Origin of the sequence: Pseudomonas sp. NBRC 111139 (genome assembly GCF_001753955.1) — a bacterium.
Lineage (GTDB): Bacteria > Pseudomonadota > Gammaproteobacteria > Pseudomonadales > Pseudomonadaceae > Aquipseudomonas > Aquipseudomonas alloputida.
On the sequence record NZ_BCBP01000054.1, the window covers coordinates 25,519 to 46,922 of the forward strand.

Here is a 21,404-nt window from a genome sequence, read left to right on the forward strand (position 1 = left end):
CCGAATTTTGCTGAACTTACGCCGATACGGCAGACTAAATAGCAGAATACTCACCTGAACATCACACCCAGGGCACACACCCCATGACCCGTTCCCCCCTGCACCGCCTGATATTCGGCGGCCTGCGTCGCCTGTTGTACCTGTGGGTGCGCTCCGAGACCATCAACCAGTCTTCCATGACCCTCAACCTCGACCGCAGCCGGCCGGTGTTCTATGCGTTGCCCTCGCCCGCGCTCACCGACCTGGCCGTGCTCGACCACGAGTGCACCAAGGCGGGGCTGCCGCGCCCGGTGCTGCCGGTAGCCGTGGGCCCACTGCAGGAACCCGCCGCGTTCTTCTACCTGACCCCCGACCCGGACTGGCTCGGCCGCCAGGACAAAAGCGGCGCCCCGCCCACGCTCGAGCGCCTGGTGGCTGCCGTCAGCCAGCATGCCGAAGAAGATGCGCAGATCATTCCTGTCAGCGTGTTCTGGGGCCAGACCCCGGCCAGCGAGTCCAGCCCCTGGAAGCTGCTGTTCGCCGACAGCTGGGCGGTAACCGGGCGCCTGCGCCGGCTGCTGACCGTACTGATCCTGGGGCGCAAGACCCGGGTACAGTTCTCCGCGCCAATCCACCTGCGCGAACTGGTGCAGCACAACAAAGGCCACGAGCGCACCGTGCGCATGGCCCAGCGCCTGATGCGCGTGCACTTTCGCAACCTCAAGACTGCCGTCATCGGCCCGGACATCTCGCACCGACGCACCCTGGTCAAAGGCCTGGTCCATGCCCCGCAAGTGCGCCAGGCGATTGCCGACGAAGCGCAGCGCGAGAACCTGCCGCTGGCCAAAGCCGAGGCCCAGGCACTGCGCTATGGCAACGAGATAGCCTCGGACTACACCTATACCGCCATCCGCTTCCTCGAAGTGGTGCTCAGCTGGTTCTGGAACAAGATCTACGACGGCATCAAGGTCAACCACATCGAACAGGTGCAGGGCATCGCCCCTGGCCATGAAGTGATCTACGTGCCGTGCCACCGCAGCCACATCGACTACCTGCTGCTGTCGTACCTGCTGTTCCGCAACGGCCTCACCCCGCCGCACGTGGCTGCGGGCATCAACCTCAACATGCCGGTGGTGGGCAACCTGCTACGCCGTGGTGGCGCCTTCTTCATGCGCCGCACGTTCAAGGGCAACCCGCTTTACACGGCAGTGTTCAACGAGTACCTGCACACCCTGTACACCAAGGGCTTCCCGGTCGAGTACTTCGTCGAAGGCGGTCGCTCGCGCACCGGGCGCATGTTGCAGCCGCGTACCGGGATGCTGGCCATTACCCTGCGCAGCTTCCTGCGTTCGTCGCGTACGCCAATCGTGTTCGTGCCGGTGTACATCGGCTACGAGCGCGTGCTTGAAGGCCGTACCTACCTGGGCGAACTGCGCGGCGCCAGCAAGAAGAAGGAGTCGGTGCTGGACATCTTCAAGGTGTTCGGCGCACTCAAGCAGCGCTTTGGCCAGGTCTACGTCAACTTCGGCGAACCCATCCGCCTGGCTGGCTTCCTCGACCAGCAGCAGCCCGGCTGGCGTGAACAGGATCACGGTCCGCAGTACCGGCCGGACTGGCTCAACGCCGCCACCGCCCGCCTGGGAGAAACCGTGGCCCGCCACCTCAACGAGGCGGCGGCCATCAACCCGGTCAACCTGGTGGCCCTGGCACTGCTGTCCACCAGCCGCCTTGCCCTGGACGAGCGCGCCCTGACCCGCGTTCTCGACCTGTACCTGGCGCTGCTGCGCCAAGTGCCCTACTCGCCGCACACCACCCTGCCCGAGGGCGACGGCCAGGCACTGATCGAACATGTGCGCAGCATGAACCTGGTGGCCGAGCAGAAGGACGCCCTGGGCCGCATCCTCTACCTGGATGAAGGCAACGCGGTGCTGATGACCTACTACCGCAACAACGTGCTGCACATCTTCGCCCTGCCGGCGCTGCTGGCCAGCTTCTTCCTCAGCAGTTCACGCATGAGCCGTGAACTGCTGGGCCAGTATGTGCACGCGCTTTACCCCTACCTACAGGCCGAACTGTTCCTGCGCTGGACGCCAGAACAGCTGGACGAGGTCATCGACCAATGGCTGGTCGCGCTGGTGGAACAGGGCCTGCTGCGCCAGGACAACGACCTGTACGTGCGCCCGGCGCCCAGCTCGCGGCAGTTCGTGTTGCTGACCCTGCTCGCCCGCACCATCACCCAGACCCTGCAGCGCTTCTACATGGCCACCTCGCTGCTGATCAACAGCGGGCAGAACAGCCTGAGCGCCGAAGCGCTGGAAGACCTGTGCGTGATGATGGCCCAGCGCCTGTCGATCCTGCATGGCCTGAACGCACCGGAGTTCTTCGACAAGACGCTGTTTCGCCACTTCATCCAGACCCTGCTCCAGCAAGGGGTGCTGCACGCCGATGCGCAAGGCAAGCTGGGTTATCACGACAAACTCGGCGAGCTGGCCGAGGGCGTGGCCAAGCGAGTGCTGTCGGCCGAGCTGCGCCTGTCGATCCGCCAAGTGGCCCTGCACCGTGACGACGGGTTGGAAACTTCGACCCTCTAACGGTTCATCGGTCGGCAAAATCCGCTAAAGTCCGTGGGGTTGGCCACAAGCCAGCTCCAAGGACACCGGAGATTCCATGAAAAAGCTCTTTATGCTGTGTTGCGCATCCCTGCTTGCAGCCTGCTCCAGCCAAACCCCACCCAACCAGGCCAGCCTGGACGGTGAAGTCTTCTACCTGCAGCGCATTGCCCTGCCGCCTGCCGCCACCCTGAGCGTGGAACTGCAGGATGTGTCGCTGATGGACGCCCCTGCCGTGACCCTGGCGCGCCAGGCCGGCCCGGTCAAAGGCAACGTGCCGCTGCCGTTCCATCTCACCTATGACCCCGCGCAGGTCAAGCCTGGCCACCGCTATGCGGTGAGCGCGCGCATCGAGCTGAATGGCAAGTTGCTGTTCATCAATACCGAACACCACGGTGTCGCGCTTGATGGCAGTGACCCGCAATCGGTACGCATCAAGGTAGATCAGGTTCGCTGATACCCGCACTCATCCGTTTACAAGGAAAGCTTCATGATCCGCACTTCCCTGCGCTTCACCACCCTGTGCGCCGGCCTGCTGCTGTCGGCCAGTGCCCTGGCCCTGTCGCTGGGCGACCTCAGCCAGAAAGACGCCACCGGCGGCCTGAAAGATGCCCTGACCCAAGGTGCGCAGCTGGCCGTCAAGCAACTGAGCACCCCAGGCGGCTTCAGCAACAACCCGGACGTGCGCATCGAGCTGCCAGGCAACCTGGGCAAAGCCGCCAAGGCGATGAAAATGTTCGGCAAGGGTGAACAGGTCGAAGCCCTGGAAACCAGCATGAACAAAGCCGCCGAGGCCGCCGTGCCGCAGGCCCAGGCGATTCTGGTGGATGCCGTGAAGAACATGAGTGTGACCGACGCCAAAGGCATCCTCAGCGGCGGTGACGACTCGGCCACCCAGTACCTGAACAAAAGCAGCCGCGAGCAGATCCGCGCCAAGTTCCTGCCAATCGTCAAGCAGGCCACCGACAAGGTTGGCGTGGCCCAGCAGTACAATGCCTTCGCCGCCCAGGCCAAAGGCCTGGGGCTGGTCAAGGATGACGCCAATATCGAGAACTACGTGACCGAGAAGGCGTTGGATGGTTTGTTCGAGATGATCGGCAAACAGGAGCAGAGCATTCGCCAGAACCCGGCAGCTGCGGCTACCAGCCTGGCCAAGAAGGTCTTCGGCGCGCTGTAGGAGCGGGTTCACCCGCGAAAGGGCCGGGCCTGCTGGCCAATTTTCACCAGCCGTTCACCGTTGCTGCCGCTACCGTATTCGCGGGTAAACCCGCTCCTACACTGATCGAAAAGCCTGCGCGGTCCTCTGTAGGAGCGGGTTCACCCGCGAAAGGGCCGGGCCTGCTGGCCAATTTTCACCAGCCGCTCACCGTTGCTGCCGCCACCGTATTCGCGGGTAAACCCGCTCCTACACGGCGGCGGGGTTGGACACAGGCCGTCGTAGGAGCGGGTTTACCCGCGAAGGGAGGGCCAAGCCCTCCCCCAGCGGTCTTCAGCCCTTCTTCACCCTGAACCACGCCGCATACAACGCCGGCAGGAACAGCAGTGTTAGCACCGTGGCCACGATCAACCCGCCCATGATCGCCACCGCCATCGGTCCATAGAACACACTACGCGACAACGGGATCATGGCCAGCACCGCCGCCAGCGCGGTCAGCACGATCGGCCGGAAGCGCCGCACCGTAGCCTCGATGATCGCCTGCCAGCGCTCCATCCCCGCTGCGATGTCCTGCTCGATCTGATCCACCAGGATCACCGAGTTGCGCATGATCATCCCCGCCAGGGCAATGGTGCCGAGCATGGCGACAAAGCCGAACGGCTGGCGGAACACCAGCAGGAACAGGGTCACACCGATCAGCCCCAGCGGCGCGGTGAGGAACACCATCACCGTGCGCGAGAAACTGCGCAGCTGGATCATCAGCAAGCTCAGGACCACCACGATGAACAGTGGCATGCCGGCATTCACCGATTTCTGCCCCCGTTCGGAGTCCTCCACCGTGCCGCCCACCTCCAGCAGGTAGCCATCGGGCAGCTTGGCGCGGATGTCCTGCAGGGTCGGCAGAATCTGCTTCACCAGCGTCGCCGGCTGCTCCTGGTCGTAGATATCGGCACGCACGGTCACCGTCGGCAAGCGGTTGCGGTGCCAGATAATGCCTTCTTCAAAGCCGTACTCCAGGGTCGCCACCTGCGACAGCGCCACGCTCTGGCCATTGTCGGTGGGCAACGCCAGGCTACCCAGGTTGCCCAGCTCGCTGCGTTCCTGCCGGGTGCCGCGCAGCAGGATCTCGATCAGTTCGTTGTCCTCGCGGTACTGGCTGACCGTGGTACCGATCAGCGAGCTTTGCAGGAAGCTCGCCAGGTGCGAAGTGCTCACGCCCAGCGCACGGGCGCGGTCCTGGTCGATTTCGAGGAACACCGCCTTGCTGGGTTCCTCCCAGTCCAGGTGCACGTTCACCACATGCGGGTTCTCGCGCACCTTGTCCGCCACTTCACGGGCCAGTGCACGGGCCTTCTCGATATGCTCGCCAGTGACCCGGAACTGCACCGGGTAACCCACGGGTGGGCCATTTTCCAGACGCGTGACCCGGGCGCGCAGGTCGGGGAACTGCTGGTCCACCGTGCTGATCAGCCAACTGCGCAGGCGTTCGCGGTCTTCCATCGACTTGGCCAGCACCACGAACTGGGCAAAGCTGGCTGCCGGCAGTTGCTGGTCCAGCGGCAGGTAGAAGCGCGGCGAGCCGGTGCCCACATAGGCCACGTAGTTGTCGATACCGTCCTGCTGCTTGAGCAGCGCCTCCAGCTGCTTGACCCGCTCGGCGGTATTGGCCAGCGAGGCGCCTTCGGCCAGTTTCAGGTCAACCATCAGCTCCGGGCGCCCGGAGGCCGGGAAGAACTGCTGGGGTACGAAGCGGAACAGCAGGAGGCTGCCGACAAAAGCGGCAACGGTCAGCAGGATTACCGTCTTGCGCCGCCGTACGCACCACTCCACCAGCCGTCGCACGCGCTGGTAGAACGGGGTGGCGTAGGGGTCGGGCGCATGGCCGTCCTTGCCATGGCGCGCGGCATGCAGCTTGGCCAGGTCGGGTAGCAGGCGCTCGCCCAGGTAAGGCACAAACACCACGGCCGCCACCCAAGAGGTCAGCAAAGCGATGGTGACCACCTGGAAGATCGACCGGGTATATTCGCCGGTGCTGGAGGCCGCGGTGGCAATTGGCAGAAAGCCTGCTGCCGTGATCAGCGTCCCGGTGAGCATCGGGAAGGCCGTACTCGTCCAGGCATAGCTGGCTGCCTTGAGGCGGTCATAGCCCTGCTCCATCTTGATCGCCATCATCTCCACGGCAATGATCGCGTCGTCCACCAGCAAGCCCAGGGCCAGCACCAGCGCGCCAAGGGAAATCTTGTGCAGGCCGATGCCGAAGTAATGCATGGCGGCAAAGGTCATGGCCAACACCAGCGGAATGGCCAGCGCCACCACCAGGCCAGTGCGCAGGCCCAGCGAGAAGAAGCTCACCAGCAGCACAATGACCAACGCCTCGACCAGCACCTGCACGAACTCGCCCACGCCGGCCTTCACCGCCGCCGGTTGATCCGAAACCTTGCGCAGCGCCATGCCGGCAGGCAGGTTATGCGCCAGGCGCTCGAACTCGCCTTCCAAGGCCTTGCCCAGTACCAGGATGTCGCCACCGTCTTTCATCGACACCGCCAGGCCAATGGCATCCTCGCCCATGAAGCGCATGCGCGGTGCAGGTGGGTCGTTGAAGCCACGGTGCACCTCGGCGACATCACCAATCCGGAAGGTGCGATCCCCCACGCGAATGGGGAACTGGCGGATCTGCTCGACACTGTCGAAACGCCCGCTCACGCGCAGTTGCAAGCGCTCGCTGGGCGTCTCGAAGAAACCGGCGGTGCTCACCGCGTTCTGTTCTTGCAACGCCTTCTGCACGGCTTCCAGGGGCACGCCGAGGGTGGCCAGCTTGAGGTTGGACAGCTCAATCCAGACTTTCTCGTCCTGCAGGCCGATCAGCTCGACCTTGCCCACATCCTTGACCCGCTGCAGCTGGATCTGGATACGGTCGGCGTAGTCCTTGAGCACCGCATAGTCAAAGCCTTCGCCAGTCAGCGCATAGATATTGCCGAAGGTGGTGCCGAACTCGTCGTTGAAGAACGGGCCCTGGATCTCCGGCGGCAAGGTGTGGCGAATGTCCGCAACCTTCTTGCGGATCTGGTACCACAACGCGGGGATGTCCTTGGAGTGCAGCGAGTCACGGGCCATGAAAGTAACCTGCGATTCGCCGGGGCGAGAGAACGAGACGATTCTCTCGTACTCACCGGTTTCCATCAGCTTCTTTTCGATGCGCTCGGTCACCTGTCGCGACACTTCTTCAGCGCTGGCGCCTGGCCACAGGGTGCGGATGACCATGGCCTTGAAGGTGAATGGCGGATCCTCGCTCTGGCCAAGCTTGGTGTACGACATGGCGCCAATGACGGCCAGCAGGATCATCAGGAACAGGACGATCTGGCGGTTGCGCAGCGCCCAGGCAGAAAGGTTGAAACCCATCGGGACTTACTCCTTGGCCGTCAGGTTCACTACACGGTTGCTGCGGTCCACGGGGCGTACCTCCTGGCCCTCGCGCAGTACATGGCCACCAGCGGCAACCACCCAGTCACCCGGGTCCAGGCCTTCGAGCACCGGCACGCTGTCGCTGCCATAAGCCCCCAGGCGCACGGTCGCCCGCTCCAGGCGGCTTTCCTTGTTCACCCGCCAGACATAGGCCTGACCGTTTTCCGCAGTCACGGCAGACAGCGGTACCGCCAGCGGGATCAGCCCATCCTTGGCGATGAACACCCGGGCGCTCTGGCCCAGCTCGGCCGGTACGGCGGCCGTGGTAAAGGCGATGCGCGCCGCGAACGTGCGCGAGCGCGGGTCGGCGGCCGGTGACAGCTCGCGAATGCGCCCCTGAAAACGCGCCTGCGGGTTAGACCACAGCTCCACGCTCACCGGTTGGCCCACAGCGAAGCGGGCGAACTGCTGCTCCGGCAAGCCGATGGCCACTTCTCGCTCGCCATCGGCGGCAAGGGTGAACACGGTCTGCCCGGCGGCGACCACCTGGCCCACTTCAACCTGGCGCTTGGCAATCACCCCGGCCTGCGGCGCACGCAATACGGCATATTCGGCCTGGTTGCCCGCCACCTCGAACTCGGCCTTGGCCTGCTTCAGACGGGCAAGGCCGGCGCGGTAGAGGTTTTCGGCGTTGTCGAACTGGGAGTGGCTGACCATCTGCCGCTCCAGCAACTTCTGGTAGCGGTCGCGCTCGGCGCGCACCAATGCCAGATTGGCCTCGGCAGCCGCCAGCTGGGCGCGATTGGCTTCAAGTTGCAGGCGCACGTCCTGCGGGTCCAGCTCGGCCAGCGGCTGGTCGGCCTTGACCCGCTGCCCCTCCTCCACCAGTCGCTTGCTGACCTTGCCGCCAATGCGGAAGGCCAGCTCCGGCTCGAAGCGCGCGCGCACTTCGCCGGGGTAACTGTCGGCAGCGGCTTCGGCAGGCTGTGGCTGCACCACCAGCGCCGGGCGCGGCGCGGCGGGTGGGGCGGCTTCCTGACCACACGCCGCCAGAAGCAGGGCAGCGGCGGCGGGCAGAGCGATGGACAAGGCATGGCGCAACATGATGAATCCTTTCGCGGAGTGCACATTTAATATTTGTACTGGCTGGTATATTAAATCAGCGCAACGATGCCGGGAAGGGTATGCGCGGGTTTTTCGAGGGTGCGGTTTGAGCCCATTACCCCCCGCGTTTCGCGCCTGGGTGCGCAGTGGGTGGTCAACGGCACCTTCGCAACGACATTCTTGTCAATCAACTGTCCACTGGCAGACAGCAGATAATGCAGCCTGGCTTTAGCCGGATGGCGCGTGACCCGTTAAGATGGTGAACCTTCAACCAGATGCAGACCACAATGTCCAACGACGCACCCATCGGCCCGGGCCGGCCCAAGGACCTGGCCAAGCGCGAGGCGATTCTCGAAGCGGCCAAGGCGCTGTTCCTCAGCCTTGGCTACGCCAACACCAGCATGGATGCGGTCGCTGCGGCGGCAGGTGTTTCAAAGCTTACCGTGTACAGCCACTTCACCGACAAGCAGACCCTGTTCTGCTCGGCGGTCATGGCCACCTGCCAGATCCAGTTGCCTGACCTGCTGTTCGAGTATCCCGAGGGGGTGCCGGTGGAAGACGTGCTGCTGACCATTGCCCGCAACTTCCAGGCGCTTATCAGCAGTGACGAAGCGGTCAAGCTCAGCCGCCTGATCATGGCCCAGGGCAGCCTGGACCCGAGTTTTGGCGAGTACTTCTACGAAGCCGGGCCCAAGCGCGTGCTCGCAGGCATGGAAGCGCTACTGCGCGGGGCACATGAGCGCGGGCTGCTGCGCATCGACAACCCCTTGAGGGCGGCGGAGCATTTCTTCTGCCTGGTCAAGGGGGCGCCAGATTACCGCTTGCTGCTGGGTTGTGCGGGGCCGCTAGAGGGCGATGAAGCCGAGGCGCATGTGCGCGAGGTGGTGGGGGTGTTCTTGAGGGCGTTCCAGCCCTGAAAACACTATCATCTGGCATGCGCAATCCCCTGGAGCGGCCTTGTGTCGCGATAGGGCCGCAAAGCGGGCCGGACAATACTCGCGACATCGCTAGAATCCCGGGGCTGTCTTGCAGCCCTGTCACGATAGAAGGCCACTCCTCCTTGGAGCAGGTACAGCCAATCAACTAGGGCTGTCGCTAGACAGGGTCCGTCGAACCAATAATCATACCTAGCATTTCTACCAGTATACGATGCGCCACTCATCCAGCATGCTTATATCAACCTTGCGCATGAGTACATTCGCCATGACATCAGAAAAGCTAAAGCTTTTTTATAAAGGCAGCAACATTGCCACGATGCGCACTCACGATTATCACCGTGCAGTTATCAGCAGCAGCGGCCAAAATCTATGCGAAATATCCAGCCAAAATTCACTAGCACGTTTATTGGCTACCGACGCGCAAGGCTCAACCGTCTGCATTGCGTCCAAAAGCCTTACCCCAATCGCTTATAGTCCATATGGCCAAGACAGTTTGGCAGCAGGTTGCCTGGCACTACCCCGATTTACGGGGCAATGGTGGTTACCCACAGCGATCGGCTACATGCTGGGAAGCGGTTACCGAGTTTTCAATCCAGCGTTGATGCGCTTTTTCAGTCCAGACAACTTATCACCCTTTGAAAAAGGTGGGCATACTGTGAAAGTGAGCCAATAAACAATATCGATCCTTCGGGTCACTTTCTGATGCGAACCTTAAAAATGTTAAAAGGAATCCACAGAAGTCAGCTGTATTCCAAACTAAACAGAATGGAGGCCCAACGCAACAGCGGGAAACCGCTTAGCAAGGAAAACAGTTTCGGAAGAAGAAAATATCGTGAACTTAAAAAACTAGCCGATAGAGACCTGGCTGACTCTAAAAAACGTTTAGAACATATCGAGAACATACAGAAAGAAGCAGACAAAGAGATATCCGCCAACCCCAATGCATATACTGAAAAGGAAATATGGGAAGCCAACGCCTCAATAAGTGCTGCATTCGAAGCACCAGCAAAAGCAAATGCCGACGATTTAGCTACGCAGAAACTGCTCAGTAAAATGGCAGTTGGATTTTACAAGGGTAAGACGCGCTACTATCTACCACCCACCACCCCTACATCCATAAGGCAGCCCAGTGCTACACCATAGATACGTGCACTGAGAAGAAATTATTTATCAACTCAGTGCAACATTCCCCCTGCATAAACACTATCCCTTCAAAGCCTTCTTCGGATAGATGTCATACCGGCTCGACTTGCCTTCCAGGCTATGACTGGGCTTCGGCCCATCGATGATCGGTGCCTTGCGTGGGCGCTTCACCACCACACGGTGGCTGGCCAGCGCCAGGGCGGCTTCGAGCAGGGCCGGGGCATCCAGGTCGTCACCGACCAAAGGCCGGAACACGCGCATTTCCTTTTTCACCAGGGCGCTCTTGTCCCGGTGCGGGAACATCGGGTCGAGGTAGATCACCTGCGGCGCCTCCCCTTCCCAGGCGCGCATGCGCTCGATGGCGTTGCCGGTCAGCAGGCGCATGCGCCCGACAATCGGGCCCACCTCTTCATCCGCCCGCGCCCGCGCCAGGCCGTCCTCCAGCAGCGCGGCAATCAGCGGCTGGCGCTCGATCAGGGTCATCTGGCAGCCAAGGCTGGCCAGCACGAACGCGTCCTTGCCCAGCCCCGCCGTGGCATCCAGTACCTGCGGCCGGATACCTTGGGCAATCCCCACAGCCTTGGCGATCATCTGCCCGTTGCCACCGCCAAACTGGCGGCGATGCGCAGCCTGGCCTTCGACGAAGTCCACACGCACCGGCCCAGGCGCCTGCGGGCCCAGTTGCTGAATCTGCAAGCCGTCGGCGCCCACCTGCACCGCGAAGGCGGCGGTATCGTCCTGCAGCGGCAGGCCCAGGCGTTCAGCCCACGCCCTGGCCTGTTGCGCATACTCAGCTGTCATCGCCTCGACCCTGATACCCGTGCCTTGCTCTTCCATCGTTCACACCCGAAAAATCAAACCAAGCCCTTAATGAATCGGCAGCCACGGCCGATACAGGCAATATCCCGCTATTCTGCCAGAGCACAGCGCGCACGACTGCCATGTCAGATACTCTTCCCATCGGCTTGACCTATTTGTCGCCTGTCGGCAACTACAGTCAGCACAACACCCAGGCACTTGGGGGCGTCAGCCACCTGTGGCAGGATTTCTTTGCCCGGGCGATGGCCGAGCAGCAGGAAGAGCCCGTAGACGGCATCAGCCAGTCGTTCGTGCAGTACGACCAGGACAGCGGCGAACCCATCGGCGGCGCCCGTGCACTGGCGTTGATCGACGCCCAGCGCGCCTGCCCGGTGCACGACACCATCGTGGCGCCGCCCGAACCGTTGTTTCTGCCCAAGGCCGAGCTTGAAGCCAAGCTGCTGCCGCCGGCCCCCGAGCCGTTCAGCGCCATGGAACTGATCGAGCAGCAGCGTCAGCTCGACATCAACAACAGCTGGCTGCGCCCGGTGGTGATGAGCCAGGGTCAGCCGATCGCCGAACCCGGCCCTGGCCCCACGCCGCGGTCGCTGTTCCTGCCCATCGCCGAGCTGGAACGCAACCTGCTGGACCCGGCCCCGGAACCGTTCGACGACCCCACCCTGGCCAAGCAGCAGAATGACCTGGCGTTCGACATCCACTGGGCGCGCCCAGTGGTGCTGAACAACGTGCGCGCTCACGCCTGAGGCTAGCGGCACACCTGCCAGCGCCCCATGTCCAGGTGAAAGTGATTGTGGTGAGCCGCGTTGTAGTCCGGCCCCAGCACCGTGCTGAAGCTCTCGCAAGCCGCCCGCTGCACCCGACGCAGGAATTCGGCCTTCTGCCCACCCGCCTGCCAGTCACGCGCCAGCACGATCCGCTGGCCGTCCTGCAGGCGGAAACCGCTGATGTCCAAGGCATTGGCCGTGGCGTGCTGGCTCAAACGGCCCTGCTTACGGTGGTAGACATTGCGGCAGGCAAAGCTGCCCAGGTGATCGACCTGCGTCACCGGTTGCCCAAATACCTCCTGCGCCGCCGGCTGCAACCCATGGTTTTCGAACAGTGCATAGGCCACCGCCAACGGGCAACTGGCCATAAAGCTGCTGCCCAACCGCGCCAGGCCGCCCTCGATACGCCATACGTTCTGCAGCGGGCAGTTGGCCGACGCCGGGCTGTCGGCTTGTGCCCGGTAACGCAGGTGGCTGGTTTCGAGCGCCTGCCGGCACAGCGCTGGGTCATCGCGCAGGCGCGACAGTTTGTAGGGGGTCAGCAGGTTGGGCGGCTGGCGTACGTCCAGCGGCGCCCAGGGGTTCCATGTGAGAGGCAGGCGCCAGCCGAAGTGCCAGGCCAGGCCGGCCACCGTCAGCAGGCTGGCCAGTAGCGCCAGCAATGCCCTCATCAGCGGCGGAACAGGTCGTTCAGTTGGGCAAACGGCATTGCCTGCTCACCGTAGCCGAACGTGCCCTCATCGCGAATTTCCTGCGCGGCCCGGTAGAAGGCCCCGAGTGCAGCACGGGCCAGCGACGAGCCAACGCTGACGCGGCGCACGCCCAGGTCCTGCAACTGGTTGACGCTCAGCGGCACGCCCGCCATGCCCATCAGCACATTCACAGGGCGCGGTGCGACTGCCTGCACCACGGCACGGATTTCCTCCACGGTGCGCAGCCCGGGGGCGTAGAGCACGTCGGCACCGGCTTCGGCATAGGCTTGCAGGCACAGGATGGTGTCGTCGAGGTCCATGCGCCCGTGCAGCAGGTTTTCTGCACGGGCGCACAAGGTGAACGGGAATGGCAGGCTTCGCGCAGCCTGTACGGCAGCGCGCACGCGCTCCACAGCCAGCCCGAAGTCATAGATGGGCGCATCACTGCGGCCACTGGCATCTTCGATGGAACCGCCCACCAGGCCAATTTCGGCGGCACGCAGAATGGTCTGGGCACAGTCTTCGGGCAAGTCGCCAAAGCCGTTTTCCAGATCGGCGGCCACCGGTAGCGCGGTGGCATCGACGATCTCGCCGGCACTGTCCAGCGTATCGTCCAGGCTCAAGGCGCCTTCGGCGTCCGGCCGGCCAAGGCTGAAGGCCAGGCCTGCACTGGTGGTAGCCAGCGCCTCGAAACCCAGGCTGGCGAGCAACTTGGCGGAGCCGGCATCCCACGGGTTGGGGATGACGAACGCGCCGTCGCGCGCGTGTAACGCCTTGAAGGCCTCAGCTCGCAGGGTTTGCACATCCATGGTTCAACCTCCGGCAGTCAGGGAAAGGTCAGAGTAGCCCCAATTGTTCGACCTCAGGGGCGCGCGGCAATTCCGGCAAAGGTGCCAGGCCCGGCAAGCGTGCCATCAGGCGCTGATGGAAACGCTGGGCCAGCGCCGCAGCCAGGCGATTGTCCGAGGTGTGCAGGAAGATATAGGGATTGCGGCCTTCCTCGATCCAGGCGGCGACTTTTTCTACCCAAGGGCTGAGGAAGGTGTGGTTGGCCTCCAGTTCCGGATGGCCGATGAAGCGAACCTGAGGGTGCTGGCTGAAGGCTGCCGGCCGCGGTGGCACCTTGGGCTTCTTCGACTGCGCATGCAGCACGGCAGGGTCGCGCGAGGTGCAACTGAACAGCGCGCGCGGGTCGAGGCAGATACGCTCCACACCGCGTTCGTGCAGCAGGCGGTTGAGCAGGCGTTCTTCCTCACCCTTGGCAAAAAAGGCCTGGTTGCGCACTTCCACAGCCACGGGCACGGCAATCTGATCGAGGAAGTGACAAAGCTCACCCAGCCGCGCCGGGCCGAACTGGGCCGGCAACTGCAGCCAGTAGGGTGATACGCGCTGGCCCAGCGGGGCCATCAGCCGGGTGAAATCGAAGGCAGGCTCAAGCTGGTCACGCAGGTCGCCCTCATGGCTGACATCCCGCGGAAACTTGGCAGTGAAGCGAAAGTGCTCTGGCATGACCTGCGCCCAGCGGGCAATGGTGCCGGGAGCGGGACGTGCGTAGAACGTGGTGTTGCCTTCGACGGCGTTGAATACCTGGCTGTAGAAGCCAAGCATTTGATTACTGTTGGCGTCAGCGGGGTACAGGTAGTCGCGCCAGGCGTTTTCGCTCCACGACGGGCAACCGAGAAAGTAAGGCAGTGGTAGGGGATTCATCCATCAAATGTACAGGTCGAGCCCCAGTACTTCCATGTCCCAGTCAGTAAAGCCTGCAGTGCTCAGGTAGCTGGCCAGTGCGGTGGCGGTGCGGCGGTCACGGGCGCGAGGGAAAACCATGTCCTGCTGGCGGGCTGGCAGGCCACCACCAGGGCGGCGGGCGGTGGCTTCCTGCGGGGCGGCTTCTGCCTCCTCGATCACCTCGGCGTCGTCGATGGCCTCGTCACGCACCGCTGCTTTGCGCGAGAGGCGCTTGAGCGGGTAGGACTGCGATGAGAAACCGTCGATACGCATGGCATGAGCACTCAGGACCAATGATGGCAATTTAGCAGCATCAGAGTTCCGTCGCTAATGCTTGAGTGATAACTGGACCACAGATCGCGCAAAAGGTTTTAGCGTGTTCGGCGATAATCGACGAACAGCACTCAGTGCTTCTTGGGCGTGGCTACATTATCGCGCAGATAAACCGGTTGCGCCTGCTCGGCGACGATTGCCTCGCCACGGGCCCAGGCAAAGGTGGCCAGGCTGAGGACGTCCAGGGCGTTGGGCAAGGCACCCGGGTTGCTAGCCGCCACCTGTACCGCCAGGCGCTCGGCATAGCCCCATCCGGTACCGGCACCGAACCACTCGCCATTGCTGCCTGCCGGTAGCGCCACCTGCTCGGGCGGCAACACGGCTTCACGGCCGACCAGGCGCATTTCGCCCGCCGTGGCCTGGTAGCAGCCCCAGTACACTTCATCCATGCGCGCATCGATGGCAGCTGCCACCTGCTGCACGCCATGCTCGCGCAATGCACCCTGGGCCAAAGCGGCCAGGTTGGACACCGGCAGCACTGGGCGTTCGAGGGCGAAGGCCAGGCCTTGCACAACCCCGATGGCAATACGCACGCCGGTGAACGCGCCCGGGCCACGGCCAAAGGCAATGGCATCCAGCGCATTCAGTGCCACGCCAGCGTCGGCCAGCAGTTGCTTGATCATCGGCAGCAGCTTCTGGGCATGCATGCGCGGGATCACCTCGTAATGGCTGGTTACCTTGCCGTCATGCAGCAGCGCGACGGAACAGGCTTCGGTGGCGGTATCCAGGGCCAGCAGGGTGGTCATCGAACGGGTATCCAGATGCGAATGAAAAAGAGCGGCAGTATAGAGCAGCAGCGGCGTTGTGTCCCGAGGGGGCCGCTGTGCGGCCCATCACGCTGATTTCAAAGCCTGCACTGGCCCTGGAGGAGCGACCTTGCGTCGCGAAAAGGGCCGCAAAGCGGCCCCAGGGTTTCAGCGGTATCACACCATTATCTGGGGCTGCTCTGCAGCCCTTTCGCGACACAAGGCCGCTCCCACAGAAGCGGGCCGTTGTCGAGGTGCGTCAGGCGCCGGATCAGCTCAGGGCTGCCAGGACCTTGGCGGTGATGGCTTCAACCGAGCCGACACCTTCGATGTGGCTGTACTTCGGCTTGCCGCCATTGGCAGCCGACAGCTTCTGGTAGAAATCCACCAGCGGCTTGGTCTGGCTGTGGTAGACCGACAGGCGATGGCGAACGGTTTCTTCTTTGTCGTCGTCACGCTGGATCAGGTCTTCACCGGTCTGGTCGTCCTTGCCTTCCACTTTCGGCGGGTTGTACTGAATGTGGTAGGTACGGCCCGAGGCCAGGTGCACGCGGCGGCCAGCCATGCGGCCGACGATTTCTTCGTCGTCCACGGCAATTTCGACCACGGCATCAATGTCGACACCGGCAGCGACCATGGCTTCGGCCTGCGGGATGGTGCGTGGGAAGCCGTCGAACAGGCAGCCGTTGGCGCAATCAGGCTGAGCGATGCGCTCCTTCACCAGGCTGATGATCAACTCGTCGGAGACCAGCTGACCGGCATCCATGACTTTCTTCAGCTCCAGGCCCAGCGGGGTGCCGGCCTTGACGGCGGCACGCAGCATGTCACCGGTGGAGATCTGTGGAATACCGAACTTTTCGGTGATGAACTTTGCCTGAGTACCTTTACCGGCCCCGGGAGCTCCCAGCAGAATTACGCGCATCTTGTGCTCCTCAAATTTTTGTATGAAATTCAATGGATTCGGCGACCAGGGCCAAGTCCGGATAATCGGGTATGACCATAAATCGGTCAGAAGGCTGCTCAAGATACACAGCGCCCGGCAGCCAGACAAGCGTCCCAAAGTTGCAGGAATGCGCCACTTGCGGCTGACCGGGCAGGCGGTTGCGCCTGGCGCAACCGCCCTCCCCGTCATTGTGCCGGGCCTGTATGGCCGTCACCAGACATGGCCCGGGCTCGCCCTTAGCCGGTGTTGCGCAGCCCGGCGGCAATACCCGCCACGGTCACCAGCAAGGCCTGCTCCAACGGGCTGTCCAGAGCGGCTTCGCGGCTGCGCGAGCGGGCCAGCAACTCTGCCTGCAGGCGGTGCAACGGGTCCAGATAGGTATTGCGCAGGCTAATGAATTCCAGTGTCTCGGGGCTGTGCGCCAGTAGCACCGGCTGCCCGGTCAGACCCAGCACGACCTGGCATGACTGCGACAATAGGTCGCGCAGGTGCGCACCTAAAGGACGCAAGTGCGGTTGCACCAGACGTTCGTCGTAGGCCTCGGCAATTTGCGCATCCGCTTTGGCCAGTACCATTTCCAGCATGTCGATGCGGGTGCGGAAGAACGGCCATTGCTCGCGCATTTGCGCCAGCAACTCTCCCTGACCACGGGCCAAGGCATTGGTCAGCGCCGTTTCCCAGCCCAGCCAGGCCGGCAGCATCAGCCGGGTCTGGGTCCAGCCGAAGATCCACGGGATGGCCCGCAGGCTTTCGATGCCCCCGGCACGACGCTTGGCCGGGCGGCTGCCCAACGGCAGGCGCCCCAGCTCCTGTTCTGGCGTCGACTGGCGGAAGTACTCGACGAAATCGGGATTCTCCCGTACCACGCTGCGGTAGGCCTGGACACCATCGGCGGCCAACTGGTCCATCACCTCACGCCAGGCCGGCTGCGGGGGCGGTGGTGGCAACAGCGTGGCTTCAAGGACGGCAGCCAGGTACAGGTTGAGGTTTTGCTCGGCGATGCCCGGCAAACCGAACTTGAAGCGAATCATTTCACCCTGCTCGGTGGTGCGGAAACGCCCCGCCACCGAACCCGGCGGCTGCGACAGGATCGCGGCATGGGCCGGGCCGCCGCCTCGCCCGACCGTACCGCCACGGCCGTGGAACAGCAGCAGCTCGACCTGATGCTCGGCACAGATACGCACCAGGTTTTCCTGAGCCCGGTACTGCGCCCAGGCAGCAGCGGTGGTGCCGGCGTCCTTGGCCGAATCGGAGTAGCCGATCATCACTTCCTGCGGGCCGCGCAGGCCCGCGCGGTAGCCCGGCAGGCCAAGCAGGCGCTGCATGACCGGGCCGGCATTGTCGAGGTCGGCCAAGGTCTCGAACAGTGGCACCACACGCATGGGGCGGGTCAGGCCGGCTTCCTTGAGCAACAGTTGCACCGCCAATACATCCGAGGCGGCACCGGCCATGGAGATGACGTAAGACCCCAGCGAGGCGGCCGGCGCAGCGGCCACTTCCCGGCAGGTCGCCAGCACTTCGGCGGTGTCCGCCTGCGGCTTGAAATGCGCAGGTAGCAGGGGCCGGCGGTTTTTCAGCTCGGCCTGGAGAAACGCGATGCGCTGCTCCTCATCCCAGTCGGCGTAACGCCCCAGGCCCAGGTAATCGGTAATCTCGGTCAGCGCATCACGGTGGCGGGCAGCGTCCTGGCGTACGTCCAGGCGGCCCAGGAACAGGCCGAAGGTCACCGCACGACGCAGGCAGTCAAGCAGCGGCCCCTCGGCGATCACGCCCATGCCGCATTCGTGCAGTGACTGGTAGCACAGCTCCAGCGGCGCGATCAGCTCGCGGTTGTCCACCAGCACGTCGGCACCGGCCGGTTGCTTGCTGGTCAAGGCCGAATGCGCCCATGCGCGTGTCGCACGCAGGCGGTCGCGCAGTTGCTTGAGCACAGCGCGGTAGGGTTCGGCACTGTCGCCAACCTGTTTGCGCAGGGCGTCGTTGGCCTGCTGCATGGACAACTCGGCGGCCAGTGCATCGATGTCGCGCAGGAACAGGTCGGCGGCCATCCAGCGCGCCAGCAGGAGTACTTCGCGGGTGACGGCAGCCGTTACATTGGGGTTGCCATCACGGTCCCCACCCATCCACGAGGCAAAGCGAATCGGCGCGGCCTCCAGTGGCAGGCGCAGGCCAGTGGCCTCCAGCAGAGCCTTGTCGACCTTGCGCAGGTGGCTGGGGATGGCATGCCACAGTGAATGCTCGATCACTGCGAAACCCCACTTGGCTTCGTCTACCGGCGTAGGCCGGGTACGGCGGATTTCCTCGGTGTGCCAGGCCTCGGCGATCAGCCGGCGCAGGCGTTCACGCACTTGCTGGCGTTCTGCCGAGGTCAGGTCACGATGGTCCTGCGCGGCCAGTTGGCCGGCGATCGCGTCGTACTTCTGGATCAGCGTGCGACGGGCCACTTCGGTGGGATGTGCGGTGAGCACCAACTGGATATCGAGCTTGGCCAGTTGCCGGGCCAGGGCATCGTTGCTGTGGCCGGCCTGCTTCAAGCGCCCCAGCAGCTCGGGCAGTACCTGCGCTTCGAACGGCTCGGGCTGGTCAGCGTCGCGGCGGCGGATCAACTGGTACTGCTCGGCCATGTTGGCCAGGTTGAGGAACTGGTTGAAGGCCCTCGCTACGGGCAGCAGGTCTTCTTCGGCCAGGTCCGCCAAGGTTGAGCTCAGCTGCTCACCCGGGCCACGGCGGTCGGCCTTGGCACTGTGGCGGATGTCCTCGATTTTCTGCAGGAACGCATCGCCGTGCTGCTGGCGAATGGTTTCGCCAAGCAGCTCCCCCAACACATGGACATCTTCACGCAAACGCACATCGATATCGGTCACTGGCGCTCTCTCCGTTGCATCCCTCTCAGCCTTGGCGCGCCCTGTGCCAGAGCGGGTTAACCCGTGAAGAGCCCAATGCGGTGCCTGGCACCGGCGTTGCCGGTGTTCGCGGGTAAACCCGCTCCTACAGGGGGGCGGTATCCCCCAAGAGTGCCCACAGCCGGGCGACGATGGCAAGCCGTGATCGGCCAAACCAAACTAAAGTGAAAGCACAGCACTCCCATGCAGTGCAGCCTTTCCAGGCGTCAACAGAGGTCATCATGAAAATCCGTGAACTCGCCCAGCACTGGGAACAGAATGCCGCCGGTACCCTCAGCCGTACCGGCCATGTCCTGCATCTGGACCTGGAGTCCGAAGCGCGCCTGGCCGCGCTGATCGACATGTACCCCAAGCGCACCGCCGAAGAACTGCTCGGCGAACTGGTCGCCGCCGCCCTTGAAGAACTGGAAGCCAGCTTCCCCTATGTGCAGGGCCGCCAGGTCATCGCCACCGACGAAGAAGGCGACCCGCTGTACGAAGACGTTGGTCCTACACCGCGCTTTCTCTCCCTGTCCCGCCAGCACCTGCACAACTTGAGCAACGCGACAGTCGACACCGACAAATAATCCTGCGCCCCAGCATTCCGGGCCTGCTCAAGGCCCGGAATACCGCTCCAGCCTGGGAAAGTTCCAGGTAAATCGCACTGACCGATCAGTCAGAAATAGTTATTCGATTACAGCGCTTTTTTCTGAACTATTCGAAAAACGTTCGAGTCGGAGCCAATAGCCATCACGCTAAAACCCTGCACACTGCCCTCGTGCACCGTTGAGCTGAAGCGCGCGGTTTTGTCAGGGATTGAGCGATGGACTGCTACGGACATCGTCGTTATCAGGAGTGATCCAATGGAGCTGACCACCATGAAGACCCGCACTAGCCAACTGTCATCCACTCATGTGCGCGGGTTCAAGCTGGCCGCGCTGGCGCTGGGCAGTAGCCTGGTCCTGGCCGGCTGTGCGGGCAATCCGCCCACCGAGCAGTATGCCGTTACCCAGTCCGCCGTGAACTCCGCCGTCAGCGCTGGCGGTACCGAGTTCGCCGCCGTGGAAATGAAAGCGGCTCAGGACAAGTTCAAGCAAGCCGAAATCGCCATGCATGACAAGAAGTACGACGAGGCCAAGCGCCTGGCCCAACAGGCCGAGTGGGATGCTCGCCTCGCCGAACGCAAGGCCCAGGCAGCTAAAGCCCAGAAGGCCGTGCAGGATGCCCGCCAGGGCGTTCAGGACGTACGTGAGGAAGGCCTGCGCAGCGCTCAATAAGCCCTGCCCCGCCAACCTTAGCCTTCGCACACGATCAAAGGATGAACACTATGCGCAAACACGTCATGATTCCCGCCCTGCTGGCCCTGAGCGTCGGTCTTGCTGCCTGCTCGCACGATCCGAATGCCAACCTGGAATCGGCCCGCACCAACTTCTCCTCGCTGCAGAGCGACCCGCAAGCGAGCAAAGTCGCGGCACTGGAGACCAAGGACGCTCAGGACTGGCTGAACAAGGCCGACAAGGCCTACATGGACCGTGAAGACGAGAAGAAAGTCGACCAATTGGCCTACCTGACCAACCAGCGCGTCGAAGTGGCCAAGCAGACCATTGCCCTGCGCACCGCCGAAGCTGAACTGAAGAATGCCTCGGCCCAGCGCGCCCAGGCCAAGCTGGATGCCCGCGACGCGCAGATCGCCAAGCTGCAGGACAGCCTCAACGCCAAGCAGACCGACCGCGGAACGCTGGTGACCTTCGGCGACGTGCTGTTCGACTTCAACAAGGCCGAACTCAAGAGCAGCGCTTACCCGAACATCACCAAGCTGGCCCAGTTCCTTCAGGAAAACCCGGAACGCAAGGTGATCGTCGAGGGCTACACCGACAGCGTCGGCTCGGCCAACTACAACCAGACCCTGTCCGAGCGCCGTGCCAACAGCGTGCGCATGGCACTGGTGCGTGCCGGGGTAGATCCGGCGCGTATCGTTTCCCAGGGCTATGGCAAGGAGTACCCAGTAGCGGACAACTCGAGCAACTCGGGACGTGCGCAGAACCGTCGGGTGGAGGTGACCATCTCCAACGACAACCAGCCGGTGGCACCACGCTCGGTGAGCCAGGTTCAGCGCTAAGGCTGGCTAGCTGAAAGGACAAGCCCCGCGATCGACGCGGGGCTTTC

The 21,404-nt window shown here is 63.3% G+C and carries 20 protein-coding genes; 10 read left to right on the forward strand and 10 right to left on the reverse strand.

Annotated features, from left to right (window positions below):
* The first annotated feature begins 83 nt into the window (after positions 1 to 83).
* The 3 genes from plsB to BJQ17_RS21240 all read left to right on the forward strand — a co-directional run bounded on the left by plsB (position 84) and on the right by BJQ17_RS21240 (position 3,765).
* Positions 84 to 2,570, forward strand: a complete 2,487-nt coding sequence (gene plsB / locus BJQ17_RS21230; protein WP_004574735.1) for a glycerol-3-phosphate 1-O-acyltransferase PlsB — start codon at positions 84 to 86, stop codon at positions 2,568 to 2,570.
* Positions 2,571 to 2,646: 76 nt separating this feature from the next.
* Positions 2,647 to 3,045, forward strand: a complete 399-nt coding sequence (locus tag BJQ17_RS21235; RefSeq protein ID WP_003252249.1) for a YbaY family lipoprotein — start codon at positions 2,647 to 2,649, stop codon at positions 3,043 to 3,045.
* A gap of 33 nt (positions 3,046 to 3,078) precedes the next feature.
* On the forward strand, positions 3,079 to 3,765 hold the full coding sequence (locus BJQ17_RS21240; RefSeq protein WP_003252248.1) for a DUF4197 domain-containing protein: 687 nt from the start codon (positions 3,079 to 3,081) through the stop codon (positions 3,763 to 3,765).
* A gap of 312 nt (positions 3,766 to 4,077) precedes the next feature.
* Here BJQ17_RS21240 and BJQ17_RS21245 read toward each other — a convergent pair whose 3' ends face one another.
* Both BJQ17_RS21245 and BJQ17_RS21250 read right to left on the reverse strand, forming a co-directional pair.
* Complete coding sequence (locus BJQ17_RS21245; RefSeq protein ID WP_047604490.1) at positions 4,078 to 7,143, reverse strand: efflux RND transporter permease subunit; 3,066 nt, start codon at positions 7,141 to 7,143, stop codon at positions 4,078 to 4,080.
* 6 nt (positions 7,144 to 7,149) lie between these two features.
* Complete coding sequence (locus BJQ17_RS21250) at positions 7,150 to 8,250, reverse strand: efflux RND transporter periplasmic adaptor subunit (protein WP_003252243.1); 1,101 nt, start codon at positions 8,248 to 8,250, stop codon at positions 7,150 to 7,152.
* Positions 8,251 to 8,525: 275 nt separating this feature from the next.
* Here BJQ17_RS21250 and BJQ17_RS21255 point away from each other — a divergent pair, with 275 nt between their 5' ends.
* The 3 genes from BJQ17_RS21255 (at position 8,526) to BJQ17_RS31300 (ending at position 10,331) form a co-directional block, all read left to right on the forward strand.
* A complete protein-coding gene (locus BJQ17_RS21255; RefSeq protein WP_003252242.1) occupies positions 8,526 to 9,167 on the forward strand; it encodes a TetR/AcrR family transcriptional regulator in 642 nt (213 codons plus the stop codon).
* Positions 9,168 to 9,453: 286 nt separating this feature from the next.
* On the forward strand, positions 9,454 to 9,861 hold the full coding sequence (locus BJQ17_RS31295; RefSeq protein ID WP_139139801.1) for a hypothetical protein: 408 nt from the start codon (positions 9,454 to 9,456) through the stop codon (positions 9,859 to 9,861).
* A 29-nt stretch (positions 9,862 to 9,890) separates the two neighbouring features.
* Entirely contained in the window at positions 9,891 to 10,331 is a 441-nt protein-coding gene (locus BJQ17_RS31300; RefSeq protein WP_139139802.1) for a hypothetical protein, read from the forward strand.
* Between the two features lie 60 nt (positions 10,332 to 10,391).
* Here BJQ17_RS31300 and BJQ17_RS21260 read toward each other — a convergent pair whose 3' ends face one another.
* Complete coding sequence (locus tag BJQ17_RS21260) at positions 10,392 to 11,168, reverse strand: class I SAM-dependent methyltransferase (protein WP_003252240.1); 777 nt, start codon at positions 11,166 to 11,168, stop codon at positions 10,392 to 10,394.
* A gap of 104 nt (positions 11,169 to 11,272) precedes the next feature.
* Between BJQ17_RS21260 and BJQ17_RS21265 the strand changes: the two genes are divergently transcribed.
* The gene (locus BJQ17_RS21265) at positions 11,273 to 11,893 is read left to right on the forward strand and encodes an energy transducer TonB (RefSeq protein WP_070096590.1); all 621 of its coding nucleotides are present in this window, start codon (positions 11,273 to 11,275) and stop codon (positions 11,891 to 11,893) included.
* Positions 11,894 to 11,895: 2 nt separating this feature from the next.
* On the opposite strand, the gene BJQ17_RS21270 is transcribed toward BJQ17_RS21265, so the two are convergent.
* The 7 genes from BJQ17_RS21270 to ppc form a co-directional block, all read right to left on the reverse strand.
* On the reverse strand, positions 11,896 to 12,585 hold the full coding sequence (locus tag BJQ17_RS21270; RefSeq protein ID WP_070096591.1) for an extensin family protein: 690 nt from the start codon (positions 12,583 to 12,585) through the stop codon (positions 11,896 to 11,898).
* Positions 12,585 to 13,415: an oxaloacetate decarboxylase gene (locus BJQ17_RS21275; protein ID WP_070096592.1), complete on the reverse strand. Its 831-nt coding sequence runs from the start codon at positions 13,413 to 13,415 to the stop codon at positions 12,585 to 12,587. The genes BJQ17_RS21270 and BJQ17_RS21275 overlap by 1 nt, the downstream gene beginning before the upstream one ends.
* 28 nt (positions 13,416 to 13,443) lie before the next feature.
* Positions 13,444 to 14,313 carry a DUF72 domain-containing protein gene (locus BJQ17_RS21280; protein ID WP_014754297.1) on the reverse strand — a complete coding sequence of 290 codons (870 nt, stop codon included), beginning with the start codon at positions 14,311 to 14,313 and terminating at the stop codon, positions 13,444 to 13,446.
* Between the two features lie 3 nt (positions 14,314 to 14,316).
* Positions 14,317 to 14,607 (reverse strand): hypothetical protein, encoded by a 291-nt coding sequence (locus BJQ17_RS21285; protein WP_003252232.1) that lies wholly within the window; start codon positions 14,605 to 14,607, stop codon positions 14,317 to 14,319.
* Between the two features lie 131 nt (positions 14,608 to 14,738).
* On the reverse strand, positions 14,739 to 15,413 hold the full coding sequence (gene tsaB / locus BJQ17_RS21290) for a tRNA (adenosine(37)-N6)-threonylcarbamoyltransferase complex dimerization subunit type 1 TsaB (RefSeq protein WP_003252230.1): 675 nt from the start codon (positions 15,411 to 15,413) through the stop codon (positions 14,739 to 14,741).
* Positions 15,414 to 15,684: 271 nt separating this feature from the next.
* Positions 15,685 to 16,335, reverse strand: a complete 651-nt coding sequence (gene adk, locus BJQ17_RS21295; protein ID WP_003252229.1) for an adenylate kinase — start codon at positions 16,333 to 16,335, stop codon at positions 15,685 to 15,687.
* A 257-nt stretch (positions 16,336 to 16,592) separates the two neighbouring features.
* The gene (ppc, locus tag BJQ17_RS21300) at positions 16,593 to 19,220 is read right to left on the reverse strand and encodes a phosphoenolpyruvate carboxylase (protein WP_003252227.1); all 2,628 of its coding nucleotides are present in this window, start codon (positions 19,218 to 19,220) and stop codon (positions 16,593 to 16,595) included.
* Positions 19,221 to 19,480: 260 nt separating this feature from the next.
* On the opposite strand from ppc, the gene BJQ17_RS21305 reads away from it, so the two are divergent.
* The 3 genes from BJQ17_RS21305 (at position 19,481) to BJQ17_RS21315 (ending at position 21,357) form a co-directional block, all read left to right on the forward strand.
* Positions 19,481 to 19,825, forward strand: a complete 345-nt coding sequence (locus BJQ17_RS21305) for a hypothetical protein (RefSeq protein WP_003252225.1) — start codon at positions 19,481 to 19,483, stop codon at positions 19,823 to 19,825.
* 276 nt (positions 19,826 to 20,101) lie between these two features.
* Positions 20,102 to 20,515: a DUF4398 domain-containing protein gene (locus BJQ17_RS21310; protein ID WP_003252223.1), complete on the forward strand. Its 414-nt coding sequence runs from the start codon at positions 20,102 to 20,104 to the stop codon at positions 20,513 to 20,515.
* A gap of 50 nt (positions 20,516 to 20,565) precedes the next feature.
* Positions 20,566 to 21,357 carry an OmpA family protein gene (locus BJQ17_RS21315; RefSeq protein WP_003252221.1) on the forward strand — a complete coding sequence of 264 codons (792 nt, stop codon included), beginning with the start codon at positions 20,566 to 20,568 and terminating at the stop codon, positions 21,355 to 21,357.
* Positions 21,358 to 21,404 lie beyond the last annotated feature (47 nt).